Annotated in this window: 12 protein-coding genes; 7 read left to right on the top strand and 5 right to left on the bottom strand. The window is 69.0% G+C overall.

Annotation, left to right across the window (positions count from 1 at the left end; all coding sequences use genetic code 11):
* Positions 1-51: 51 nt before the first annotated feature.
* Both AC3EO7_RS35050 and AC3EO7_RS35045 read right to left on the bottom strand, forming a co-directional pair.
* The gene (locus AC3EO7_RS35050) at positions 52-336 is read right to left on the bottom strand and encodes a GNAT family N-acetyltransferase (RefSeq protein WP_431972236.1); all 285 of its coding nucleotides are present in this window, start codon (positions 334-336) and stop codon (positions 52-54) included.
* A gap of 88 nt (positions 337-424) precedes the next feature.
* Positions 425-1,783: an FAD-binding oxidoreductase gene (locus tag AC3EO7_RS35045; RefSeq protein WP_431972237.1), complete on the bottom strand. Its 1,359-nt coding sequence runs from the start codon at positions 1,781-1,783 to the stop codon at positions 425-427.
* A 190-nt stretch (positions 1,784-1,973) separates the two neighbouring features.
* On the opposite strand from AC3EO7_RS35045, the gene AC3EO7_RS35040 reads away from it, so the two are divergent.
* Entirely contained in the window at positions 1,974-2,285 is a 312-nt protein-coding gene (locus AC3EO7_RS35040; RefSeq protein WP_431972238.1) for a hypothetical protein, read from the top strand.
* A 98-nt stretch (positions 2,286-2,383) separates the two neighbouring features.
* On the top strand, positions 2,384-2,869 hold the full coding sequence (locus tag AC3EO7_RS35035; protein WP_435593517.1) for a GtrA family protein: 486 nt from the start codon (positions 2,384-2,386) through the stop codon (positions 2,867-2,869).
* Between the two features lie 69 nt (positions 2,870-2,938).
* On the opposite strand, the gene AC3EO7_RS35030 is transcribed toward AC3EO7_RS35035, so the two are convergent.
* Genes AC3EO7_RS35030 through AC3EO7_RS35020 form a run of 3 tightly spaced genes read right to left on the bottom strand, consistent with a single transcriptional unit; the run spans position 2,939 to position 4,887 of the window.
* Complete coding sequence (locus AC3EO7_RS35030) at positions 2,939-3,577, bottom strand: Type 1 glutamine amidotransferase-like domain-containing protein (RefSeq protein ID WP_435593516.1); 639 nt, start codon at positions 3,575-3,577, stop codon at positions 2,939-2,941.
* Positions 3,578-3,580: 3 nt separating this feature from the next.
* A complete protein-coding gene (locus tag AC3EO7_RS35025) occupies positions 3,581-4,420 on the bottom strand; it encodes a maleylpyruvate isomerase family mycothiol-dependent enzyme (RefSeq protein WP_431972241.1) in 840 nt (279 codons plus the stop codon).
* The gene (locus AC3EO7_RS35020) at positions 4,417-4,887 is read right to left on the bottom strand and encodes an HIT family protein (RefSeq protein WP_431972242.1); all 471 of its coding nucleotides are present in this window, start codon (positions 4,885-4,887) and stop codon (positions 4,417-4,419) included. The genes AC3EO7_RS35025 and AC3EO7_RS35020 overlap by 4 nt, the downstream gene beginning before the upstream one ends.
* A 405-nt stretch (positions 4,888-5,292) precedes the next feature.
* Between AC3EO7_RS35020 and AC3EO7_RS35015 the strand changes: the two genes are divergently transcribed.
* The 5 genes from AC3EO7_RS35015 (at position 5,293) to AC3EO7_RS34995 (ending at position 10,879) form a co-directional block, all read left to right on the top strand.
* Entirely contained in the window at positions 5,293-6,408 is a 1,116-nt protein-coding gene (locus AC3EO7_RS35015) for a Re/Si-specific NAD(P)(+) transhydrogenase subunit alpha (RefSeq protein ID WP_431972243.1), read from the top strand.
* Positions 6,408-6,728: an NAD(P) transhydrogenase subunit alpha part 2 gene (locus AC3EO7_RS35010; protein WP_431971818.1), complete on the top strand. Its 321-nt coding sequence runs from the start codon at positions 6,408-6,410 to the stop codon at positions 6,726-6,728. The genes AC3EO7_RS35015 and AC3EO7_RS35010 overlap by 1 nt, the downstream gene beginning before the upstream one ends.
* 5 nt (positions 6,729-6,733) lie before the next feature.
* Complete coding sequence (locus AC3EO7_RS35005) at positions 6,734-8,152, top strand: NAD(P)(+) transhydrogenase (Re/Si-specific) subunit beta (RefSeq protein WP_431972244.1); 1,419 nt, start codon at positions 6,734-6,736, stop codon at positions 8,150-8,152.
* A gap of 124 nt (positions 8,153-8,276) precedes the next feature.
* Positions 8,277-9,407 carry a DUF5925 domain-containing protein gene (locus AC3EO7_RS35000; RefSeq protein ID WP_435593515.1) on the top strand — a complete coding sequence of 377 codons (1,131 nt, stop codon included), beginning with the start codon at positions 8,277-8,279 and terminating at the stop codon, positions 9,405-9,407.
* A gap of 221 nt (positions 9,408-9,628) precedes the next feature.
* Positions 9,629-10,879, top strand: a complete 1,251-nt coding sequence (locus AC3EO7_RS34995) for an MFS transporter (protein ID WP_435593520.1) — start codon at positions 9,629-9,631, stop codon at positions 10,877-10,879.
* Positions 10,880-11,448: the final 569 nt, after the last annotated feature.

Here is an 11,448-nt window from a genome sequence, read left to right as displayed (position 1 = left end):
CCCCCCCCCCCCCCCCCCCCCCCCCCCCCCCCCCACAACCGGGGTCACACCTCAGGCGACCAGGTTCGCGTACTCGCCGTGGTCGGCGATGTACTTCTCGACGTACCAGCACGTCGGCACCACCGTGAAGCCGGCTTCCCTGGAGTCCTGGAGCGCGTACTCGACCACCTTGGCCGCGATGCCCTGCCCGCGGAACTCGGGGAAGGTCATGGTGTGGTGGAAGTCGCGGACCTTGGCGTCCTCGCGCTCGGCGTAGTCGGCGTACCCGGCCAGGGTGTCGTCGACGTAGATCTCGAATCGGGTGTCGGCGGCGTTGTGCTCGAGCCTGGTGGTCATGGTGATGCCAACTCCTTCATGCGCGGGAATGTTCCGGCCTGGTCGGGGGTGTGCCGAGTGTATAAGCCGCCCGCGGCGGTACCGGCCCTCAGAGGATCGCGCCCGGGTTGAGGATGCCGTGCGGGTCGAGCGCGTCCTTGATCCGCCGGGTCAACGCCATCACGTCCGGGCCGACCTGATCGGGCAGCCAGGCCTTCTTGAGCCTGCCGACGCCGTGTTCGCCGGTGATGGTGCCGCCGAGGGCGATGGCCAGGTCCATGATCTCGCCGAAGGCGTGGTGGGCGCGGGCCGTGTTGTCGGCGTCGGCGGGGTCGTGCACGATCAGCGGGTGGGTGTTGCCGTCGCCCGCGTGCGCGATCACCGAGACGGTCACGTCGTTGCGCTCGGCGATGGCGGCGATGCCGGTGACCAGATCGCCCAGGCGCGGCAGCGGCACCCCGACGTCCTCGAGCAACAGCGAGCCGAGCCGTTCGACCGCAGGAATCGCGAAGCGCCGCGCCGCGGTGAACGCCTCGCCCTCCTCGGCGTCCTCGGTGTGGAAAACCTCGGTGGCTCCGGCCTTTTCGCAGGCCGCGACGATGATCTCGGCCTCGCGCGCGGCGAATTCTCCCGGCGCGTCGGACCGGGCGACCAGCAACGCGGCGGCCTCTCGATCGAGCCCCATCCGCATCTCGTCCTCGACGGCGTTGATGGCGATGGCGTCCATGAACTCGAGCATGGACGGCCGCAGCGTGCCGGTGATGCCGAGGATGGCTTCGGTGGCGGCGGTGAGCGAGGCGAAACTCGCGACCACGGTGCTCTGCATCGGCTGCGCGGGCAGCAGGCGCAGGGTGAGTTCGGTGATCACGCCGAGCGTGCCCTCGCTGCCGACGAACAGCTTGGTGAGCGAGAGGCCCGCGGAATCCTTCAGCCGAGGACCGCCAAGCCGCACCGGAGTCCCGTCGGCGAGCACCACTTCCATGCCGAGCACGTAGTCGGTGGTGACGCCGTACTTCACGCAGCACAGCCCGCCCGCGTTGGTGGCCGCGTTGCCGCCGATCGAGCACATCTCGAACGACGAGGGATCCGGCGGGTACCAGAGCCCGTGCTCGGCGGCCGCCCGCTTGACCTCCGCGTTCAGCAGACCCGGCTGCACGACTGCGGTCCGCGTGACCGGGTCGACGGTGATCGCGCGCATCCGCTCGGTGCTCAGCACGATGCCGCCGTCCACCGCGGTGGCGCCGCCCGACAGTCCGGACCCGGCGCCGCGCGGGACCACCGGCACCCGGTGCTCGTGCGCCCAGCGCAGGGTTGCCGCGACGTCCTCGGTCGTGGTGGCGCGGACGACCGCCGCGGGCGTGCCCGCGTCCGGATCGCGGGCCCAATCCTGCTTGTAGCCGGTCAGCAGATCGGGGTCGGTGAGCACCGCGTGCTCGGGTAGCGCGGCGACGAGTTCATGCAGGTCCACGCCTGTCCACACTATGCCGTTCCGGGCGACTGGTACGGCCGGACTGGTAATTCGCGGCGCGTCGGGCAAGAATCGCGGGTGCAGGGGCTCGCCGTGCGCGGACCGGCCGTCGTCGTGACGGTGGACGCCCGCGGCCGACGGATCGTTCGACCATTCCGGAGACCTGCCACACATTCGGAGGGTTGACGGCATGCGGGTCGAATCACCGGACTACCGAGAGCTCGTCGGCGCGCTGTTCGCCGACGAGTTCGCCGACGGCGCCGTCGATCTGGAGGCGTTGCGCAGCATCCACGCGGGCGAGTTCGGTACCTGGCTCACCGCGCTGGACCGGTCCGGGTTGTTCGGCAAGGAGGCGCTGGCGACGGTTGCCGAGCAATGGCGCCGCGATCCAAGGATCCTGCTGGACGCGCTGCTCGCCGACGCCGACGACGTCACCCGCCGCCGCTGGCTGATGGCGTGGTCGAGCCTGGACCGCCCGGAACCGCTGGGCCAGATCGGCTGATCTACGACGCCGGATCGGCAGTACTCGAGATCCGCCGAGTCCCCGCCGGTTTGCCGGCAGCTCACCTGACGGTCACCTGCCGCTGCCATGCTGGCCGCGTGCCCGATCTGGCCGTCGCCACCGACTCCCCTGCCGACCGGTTCACCCGCTGGTGCGAGATCGTCGTCGCGCGGCTGCCGTTGGGGCTGGACCGGGTCGTCCCGCCGACGTTCCTCGGTTTCGCGCTGATCAACAGCTTCACCTTCGGGGTCGACCTGGTGCTGCTGACGTTGTTCCACGGCTGGTGGAACTGGCCGGTGCCGGTCTCGATCACGCTCGCCTACGTCTGCGCGTTCGGACTGGCCTTCGTGCTCAACCGCACCTTCAACTTCCACTCGCACGCCCCCGTCGGCAGGCAAGCCGCGGTGTACATCGTGGTCGTCGTGATCAACTACGTGGCCTTCATCCTCGGCGTCGGCAGCGGACTGACCGCCCTCGGCCTCGAATACCACCTCGCGCGCCTGCTCGCGGGAGCCTGCGAGGCCCTCTATATGTACAGCGCTATGCGCTGGATCGTCTTCCGCAACACCACCACCGCAGCCTGACCGCTCCTTTTCGCACTCCTCACACAGTCGGTGCCTATGCGAGGAATACATATGGAGGGAGCGCGGAGGTCAGCGAAGGATCTCCGCGCGGTCGCCGTCGACGAGGACCACCTCGTCGTCGGTGAGGGCCCAGTGCGGAATGCCCTCGGCGCGGTAGTCCGCCGCGAGCCGGTTGCCGAGGCCGTCCGGGTCGGTGGGGGAGTCGATGTGCGGGACGATCCGGCGCTCCACCAAATTCAGTCCGTCCCAGCGTGGTTCGACGCCGCAGGTCGGCGGTACCTCGCGGGGATCGTCCATCGTCTCCAGGCCGTGCAGGTCCGGGGCGAGCAGGCAGGCGCCCGCGCTGTACCCGGCGTAGACGAGCGCGTCGGCGGCGAGCAGTCGGGTGAGCGCGAGATCGGCTCCGCTGCGGGCGAATTGGGCGCGCAGCACGAAGGTGTTGCCGCCGCGTACCCAGACCAGCGGGAATTCGGCCAACCGCCGCTCCAAGTCCGCCGCGCGCCCGACGTAGTCGCGCAGATCGAGCACCTCCGGCGCGTATCCGAGCTTGCGCAGCGGCACCAGGTCGCTGGTCACCGCCGACGACCACGCGGCGGGCCAGGCGTCACAGGCGTTGGGGATCACGGCGACTCGGCCCGGCGCGCCGACGAGCGCGGCGAGCCGATCCGGATGTTTGCCGAACCGATAGGCGGCCAGGAACAGTCGCACGGCTCAGAGGGTGAAGGCCAGATGCCTGACCAGGCGGCCGCCGAGTTCCTCGTCGCCCGTGACCGCGATGTCGCCGAGGTGGTCGGCCGCCTGACGGCGGCCGCCGCCCAGCCGCACGAAAAGCCCGGAGTCCATGGTGATCTCGACATCGGCGGAGCCGTCGAAGGCGTCCACGAAGGAGGCGCGCTCGTCGACCGCGATGCGCAGGGTCTGCTCGAGCGCACCGGTCAGCACGAAGGCGATGCGAGACCCGGTGGGCGCCTTGCCGAGCTTGACGACCACCCGGGGCAGCGACCCGGAGAACTCGGCGAACGCCAGCTCCGCGCGCCTGCCGCCCTCGTCCACCCGGACGCCGAGCGCGTCGGCGATGTCGAGTTCGTGCATCCAGCAGTCGAACAGCCGCACCCGCATGAACCGGCCGTAGGGGACCTGCCCGATCGGCGAGACGGTGGGCGTCGTCCATGCGGCGTCGTCCGTCTCGCGCAGCGCCGCCAGCCGCCGGTCCGTGACGTCGCGGAACAGCTCCAGCAGGCGCGCACCGGGCAGCGGGCGCAGCCGGTCGACCCAGATCTCGTTGAGCACCGCGAGCTCGTTGCGGACGTGCGGCAGCGACCGGACGTCGGTCTTCTCGCGCATCGGATCGTGCGGCGGCGGCTTCTCCCCGAGCAGCCAGGATTCGGTGCCCACCACGTGCGCGACCACGTCGAACACGGTCCAGCCGGGCAGCCGCGACGGTGTGCGCCACCGGTTCTCATCCAGATCGGCGACCAAGGCCGCGATGGCGTCCCACTGTTCGGCCAGCAGTGCGGTCAGCTCGGCGCGGTCTGTCGTCTGGTCGGTCATGCCGTTCCTTCCTCGGTGCCCACATCCTGGGTGTCGTCCTGACGCGCGAGCGTCGCCAGGCCCATCTGGATGGCGGCGGCGGTGCTCTGCGGGTCGTGCGGCCTGCGCAGCAGGAAGCCCTTGGCGAAGCTGAGCTTGTCGCCGTGCCTGCGCGGGATGACGTGCAAGTGGATGTGCGGAACGGTTTGGAACGCGGCTCTGCCGTCGTTGAGCACCAGGTTCGCGCCGTCGGCGGCCAGACTGCTGCGTCGCATCGCCAGCGCGATCCGGTGTCCGGCCCGGAAGATCAGCGCGCCGACATCGGCGTCGAGATCCTCCAGTTCGGTCGCGTGCCGTTTCGGCACGATGAGCGTGTGTCCACGCGCGACGGGACGGATATCGAGGAACGCGCACAGCAGTGCGTCCTCGTAGACCTTGGTCGCTGGAGCTTCGCCCGCCACGATGCGGCAGAAGACGCAGTCGTTCACACCCGCGACCATACGGCGTACGAGTGGCGCGGAACACCCCGAACCCTCCTTCGAACATGACGCCCATCACTCCGCGGCTGGGTCTCGAGCGCCTGACCAGTTCGCTGACGTACGGGTAAGTAAGAGACCTGGAGGTTCGATCTTGTGGCGCTCACCTGCGCGGACGACCATCACAACAGAGGCGATCGCCGCGGCGTGATGGGAACGGAGGTGTCGACGGGCCGTGTCGACGCGGTGCAAATCCGACATTTGGGCGGAAACCGACCCCGCCCTGTGATGGGCATCTCAGCTACGCTCACGGCGAGCCGGGTACAGTTGCGAGGATTTTTGGCGAACTTACTCGTAAGTAACTTCGTCCGGACATCGGTCGGTGGCCAACAGCCAGCACGAGAAGGAAGTCTGACAGTGGAGACAACGCAAAACGTTGGCGACTCGTCGCCGCGCGGAGCGCGTGTCGGAGTCGTTCGCGAGTCCAACGCGGGCGAGCGGCGTGTCGCTCTGGTGCCCAAGATCATTCCGGCGCTGCTGAAGCAGGGCGTCGATGTGGTCGTGGAAGCCGGCGCCGGACTGGGTGCGCTCATTCCCGACGAGGCCTACGAGGCCGCCGGTGCGACCATCGGCGATCCCTGGTCGGCCGAGGTGGTCGTGAAGGTGGCCCCACCGAGCGATGCCGAGGTGGCCAAGCTGTCGGACGGACAGACGCTGATCGGATTCCTGGCTCCGCGCAATGCCGACAACCAGATCGCCGCGCTGAAAACGGCCGGTGTGCAGGCTTTCGCGGTGGAGGCGATTCCGCGGATCTCGCGTGCGCAGGTGATGGACGCGTTGTCCTCCCAGGCGAATGTCTCCGGATACAAGGCCGTCCTCTTGGCGGCGTCGGAGTCCACGCGGTTCTTCCCGATGCTGACCACCGCGGCGGGCACCGTGAAGCCCGCGACCGTGCTGGTGCTCGGTGTCGGTGTCGCCGGATTGCAGGCTCTCGCGACGGCCAAGCGGCTCGGTGGCCGCACCACCGGCTACGACGTGCGCCCCGAGGTCGCCGATCAGGTGCGGTCGGTGGGTGCGCAGTGGCTGGACCTGGGCATCGACGCCGCCGGTGAGGGCGGGTACGCGCGTGAGCTGACCGACGAGGAGAAGGCCCGCCAGCAGCAGGCTTTGGAGGATGCGATCAAGGGCTTCGACGTGGTGATCACCACCGCGCTCGTGCCGGGTCGCCCCGCGCCGCGGCTGGTGACCGCCGCGGCGGTGGAGGGCATGAAGCCGGGCAGCGTCATCGTGGACCTGGCCGGTGAGACCGGCGGTAACTGCGAGCTCACCGAACCCGGTGAGACCGTGGTCAAGCACGGTGTCACCATCGCCTCGCCGCTGAACTTGCCCGCGACCATGCCCGAGCACGCCTCGGAGTTGTACTCCAAGAACATCGCGGCCCTGCTGGAGCTGATGCTGGTCGACGGCAAGGTGGCCCCCGACTTCGACGATCAGGTGCTGGCCGATTCCTGCGTCACTCGTGAGGTGAACTGATGTATACCGAATTGTTGGCGAACATCGCGATCCTGGTGTTGTCCGGGTTCGTCGGTTTCGCTGTCATTTCCAAGGTCCCCAACACTCTGCACACGCCATTGATGTCGGGTACCAACGCGATTCACGGCATCGTGGTGTTGGGTGCGTTGGTGACGTTGGGCCGGGTGGAGGATCCCTCGATCGGCATCCAGCTCATTCTGTTCGTCGCCGTGGTCTTCGGAACCCTGAACGTCATCGGTGGTTTCGTGGTGACCGACCGGATGTTGGGCATGTTCAAGGGCAAGAAGCCGGTCGCCGCGGTCGAGAAGGCGGGCGAGTAAACGTCATGGACAACTTGGTCAACATCCTCTACATCGTCGCGTTCTCGCTGTTCATCTACGGTCTGATGGGCCTGACGGGTCCGAAGACCGCGGTGCGCGGCAACTGGATCGCCGCGGTCGGTATGGGCATCGCGGTCATCGCGACCCTGATCGCGGTGCGCGACACCAGCAACTGGATCATCATCGTCGCGGGCCTGGTCGTCGGTGTCGGGCTCGGTGTGCCACCGGCGCGGTTCACCAAGATGACCGCGATGCCGCAGCTGGTGGCCGCGTTCAACGGTGTCGGTGGTGGCACGGTCGCGCTGATCGCGTGGGCGGAGTTCCTCGACACCACCGGGTTCTCGGACTTCCAGCACGGGGAAGAACCGACCGTGCACATCATCGTCGGCTCGTTGTTCGCCGCGATCATCGGTTCGGTCTCGTTCTGGGGCTCGCTGATCGCCTTCGGCAAGCTGCAGGAGATCCTGCCCGGCAAACCGATCGGCATCGGCCGCTTGCAGCAGCCGCTGAACCTGCTGCTGCTGGTGGTCGCGATCGCCGCGGCCGTGGTCATCGGCCTGGGCGCCGCCGACGGTGGCGCACCGTGGTGGTGGATGGTGCTGCTGCTCCTGGCCGCCGGTGTGCTCGGCCTGATGGTGGTGCTGCCCATCGGTGGCGCGGACATGCCCGTGGTCATCTCGCTGTTGAACGCGCTCACCGGTCTGTCCGCCGCGGCGGCGGGTCTGGCGTTGAACAACACCGCGATGATCGTGGCGGGCATGATCGTCGGCGCGTCCGGCACCATCCTGACCAACCTGATGGCCAAGGCCATGAACCGCTCCATCCCGGCCATCGTCGCCGGTGGGTTCGGTGGCGGCGGCACCGCGCCGGGCGCCGGTGGTGGCGAGCAGAAGCAGGCCAAGGCCACCTCCGCCGCGGATGCCGCGATCCAGATGGCCTACGCCAACCAGGTGATCGTGGTCCCCGGCTACGGCATGGCCGTGGCCCAAGCTCAGCACGCGGTCAAGGAGATGGCCGAACTGCTCGAGAAGAAGGGTGTGGAGGTCAAATACGCCATCCACCCGGTCGCCGGTCGCATGCCCGGGCACATGAACGTGCTGCTGGCCGAGGCCGAGGTGTCCTACGACGCGATGAAGGAAATGGACGACATCAACGGCGAGTTCGGCCGCACCGATGTCGCCCTGGTCATCGGCGCCAACGACGTCACCAACCCCGCCGCCCGCGAGGACGCCTCCAGCCCGATCTACGGCATGCCGGTCCTCAACGTCGACCAGGCCAAGTCCGTGATCGTGCTCAAGCGGTCGATGAACTCCGGCTTCGCCGGCATCGACAACCCGCTGTTCTACGCCGACACCACCTCCATGCTCTTCGGCGACGCCAAGAAATCCGTTGGCGCCGTCACCGAAGAACTCAAGGCGCTGTAGAGCTCGAGGCACTGTAAACGCGCAGTACGGCGGCCCCCTGTTCCACTGGAGCGGGGGGCCGCTTCGTGTCGTCATGGGTTAATTCGGTGGACGCCGCCGGTCCGACACGCCGATCATGGTCGGAATGTTGGAACGCAAGGAACCACTTCGATTGATCGGGCCCGAGACGGGTCCGGCCGATCCGGCCGAGAGCCTGCGGTGGTCCGTCGCACTGGATTCGTACTACTCACCGCGCGATGTGCTCGATGTGCTCGCGCTGACGCCGTTCGCTCGAGGAGATCAGGCCCGCTACCGCAAGAAGCAGCTGGAACGGGTGCGGGCCGACGCGCCGCTGCGCCCGGCGGGTTCGCGGGTCGCCCGCGCCATCGAGGAGGACAACAGCCGGTCGATCCTCGTGGTCGGCGAGGGCTGGACGCTGCGCGCCGACCGGTGGGCCGACCGGTCCGCGGTGGTCGAGGTGACGGCCGTCACCGACGAATTGGCGAACGACATTCTGGCCGAATCGATCCGAGACGCCGAGGAGCCGTCCGAGGTGGACGACGGCATCCAGATGGGGTTCTGGTACCTGCACGGGCAGCACGGTCCCCGGCGGCGTCAACACGACATCGAGACACCGGTCTGGTCGGATATCCGCCGCAATTACCCGGATCTTGCCGCGAGCGCGCTGGACCGGTTGATGGCATTGACGCCGAACGACATTCGCGGGCGGCTGCTGTTGCTGCACGGCCCGCCCGGCACCGGGAAGACCACGGCGTTGCGCGCTCTGGCGAGGGCGTGGGAGCCGTGGTGCCAGGTCGACTGTGTGCTGGATCCGGAGATGCTGTTCAGTCAGCCCGGCTACCTCATGTCGGCCGCGACCGAGGTCGACGACGAACGCCGCCGCTGGCGGCTGCTGGTGCTGGAGGACTGCGACGAGCTCATCAGGGCCGAAGCGAAAGCCTCGGCGGGCCAGGGGCTTTCGCGACTGCTGAACCTCACCGACGGCATGCTCGGCCAAGGCCGCGACGTGCTCGTCGCCATCACCACCAACGAGGACCTGTCCCGCCTGCACCCCGCCGTCACCCGCCCCGGCCGCTGCCTGGCGCAACTCGAGATCGGCCGCCTCTCGGCCGCCGAAGCGCGCCGCAGGCTCGGCCCTTCCGCCGCCACCATCCCCGACGAGGGCCTCTCCCTCGCCGAACTCCTCGCCCTGCAACACGGCGCGGGCCGCATCGACACCACCGCGGCCCGCCCGGAATCGGGGTTGTACCTGTAGGCGCGCCAGGGTTGGGGCGGATTAGGGAAGCTCACCTGCGGGGACGGGACGCTCGTCGAGGCGTTCGCCGACCGCGTTGTCGGTCGGATCGTCGAGGGTCGACCACGGCATCCGGCTGACGGTCAACCACGAAAGCCGATCCGATCCGTGCCGCTGCCTCCGAGCTCAGGAACGCAGCATCGGTCGCGTCACTGCCGGGTACCGTCGAAGTGGTGCCAGCCATGACGGTCGACGGGCGGACTCGCCTCGCGCGGGGAGCGGTCTTCACGGTGTTCGGTCTGAACGGGTTCCTGCTGGCGATGTGGGTCGTGCACATCCCGGTGATCACCGATCGGACGGGTGTTTCCCATTCGACGTTGGGCATGTTCATTCTGCTGATGGCGGGTGCCGGCATCGTCGGCATGCGGATCGCGGGGCCGCTCGCCGACCGGTTCGGCAGCAGCAGGCTGGTGGGTGCGGCGGCGTTCATAGCGTCGGTGGCCGTGCTCGGTCCGGGGTTCGCGACGGGCCCGGTGTCGTTGGGTGCGGCGCTGGCTTGCTTCGGCTTCGGCAACGGCGCGCTGGACGTCTCGATGAACGCCCAAGCGGTGCAGGTCGAGCGGGCCTATCGACGCCCGATCATGTCGGCGTTCCACGCCCTGTTCTCCGGCGGCGGGCTGCTGGGTTCGCTGCTCGGCGCCGCCGCTCTGCGCGCGGGCTGGGACGTGCGCGTCACGCTGGTTCTGGCCTCGGTGGCTTGCCTGGCGCTGCTGGCAGGAAGCGTTCCGCGTCTGTTGCCCGGCGCCGCCACGCCACACCGGCCGGAGCCGCCCGGCTCGGAAGTGATCGGCCCGGCGCACACCGAGGACGCCGCCGACGTCCAGGAACCCGGGCACGGGCGCAAGGTGCTGGCGTTGGCCGCGCTCGCCTTCGCGGTGTTGCTCGCGGAAGGCGTCGCCGCCGACTGGAGCACCCTGCACATGCGCGAACACCTCGGCGTCGACCAAGCCACCGCCGCGCTGGCGTTCGGCGCGTTCTCGGTGACCATGACCGCGGGCCGCTTCGCCGCCGACCGCGTCAGCGGCGCATTCGGCCGGGTCGCCGTGGTTCGCTACGGAACCCTCCTCGCCGCCCTCGGCCTCGGCCTCATCATGCTGTCGCCCTGGACGCCGCTGACGCTGATCGGCTGGGCGCTCTGCGGCCTCGGCCTCGCCGGCGGCGTCCCACAGATCTTCACGGCCGCAGGCAATCTCGGTACCCGCACCGCCGCCACCGACATGTCCCGCGTCTTCGGCCTCGGCTATCTCGGCCTGCTCGCGGGCCCCGCCATCATCGGCTGGCTCACCGAGCTGATCCCCCTCAGCACCGCCATGGTGGTCCCGCTCCTCGCCGTCCTCCTCTGCGCCTGGCAGGCGGGTGTCGTCGCCCCGGCCGAGTCGAAGCCCGCCGTCGAATCCCCCAGCGACACAAGGACCTCGGACGACGCCCACTGATCGCCACCACAGAGCCCGCTGCGTTGGCACCCACGGGATGGGCGTGCCGACGACTGAATCCGGGAGGCGCACCGACGAATCAGCCATGCGATCCCGTCCTGGCGCATGGGCGAGGATTCGGGTGCGAACTCCCGCCTTCGGCGGCGCTACCTTGCCTGCGGTCGCTGATCTGCCCGTCGACGAGCCATCGAAGTCGAGGCTGCGGGCGATGTGTCCCATCGTCTACGCCGAGACCACCGTCGCGGCCCCGATCCGCCCGGCATCCATCGGGCTTCGGCCCCTGCGCCTCCGACCGGCAGTACTCGCAGGTGGCGGCACCGCCAGCATGCGCGGTGGAGCGGCGACCGCGCTAACCGGCCGACATGCCCGGACAAACCCCTCACGACCCCTCAGCACCCACCCACGGGGCCGGTTCGGGACATCGTCGGCCCGAGGTGGTCCGGTTGCGTGGCGCTCGCCGTTGAACTCCACGTCCGCGGGTGGGTACATTTCACTTCTGACAATTTCAACCGGTCTGCGGCGTCCGGTATTCCGGAGAATCGCGTTGTCCGGCGTGGTCGATTCGTCGA

Source organism: Nocardia sp. bgisy118 (genome assembly GCF_057708605.1).
This window is presented reverse-complemented; position numbering and strand designations above follow the sequence as displayed.

Bases quoted from the DNA above. Each gene is read 5' to 3' on its own strand.
- AC3EO7_RS35050 (WP_431972236.1), bottom strand. From the start codon at position 336: ATGACCACCAGGCTCGAGCACAACGCCGCCGACACCCGATTCGAGATC.
- AC3EO7_RS35040 (WP_431972238.1), top strand. From the start codon at position 1,974: ATGCGGGTCGAATCACCGGACTACCGAGAGCTCGTCGGCGCGCTGTTC.
- AC3EO7_RS35025 (WP_431972241.1), bottom strand. From the start codon at position 4,420: ATGACCGACCAGACGACAGACCGCGCCGAGCTGACCGCACTGCTGGCC.
- AC3EO7_RS35010 (WP_431971818.1), top strand. From the start codon at position 6,408: ATGTATACCGAATTGTTGGCGAACATCGCGATCCTGGTGTTGTCCGGG.
- AC3EO7_RS35005 (WP_431972244.1), top strand. From the start codon at position 6,734: ATGGACAACTTGGTCAACATCCTCTACATCGTCGCGTTCTCGCTGTTC.
- AC3EO7_RS35000 (WP_435593515.1), top strand. From the start codon at position 8,277: ATGTTGGAACGCAAGGAACCACTTCGATTGATCGGGCCCGAGACGGGT.
- AC3EO7_RS34995 (WP_435593520.1), top strand. From the start codon at position 9,629: ATGACGGTCGACGGGCGGACTCGCCTCGCGCGGGGAGCGGTCTTCACG.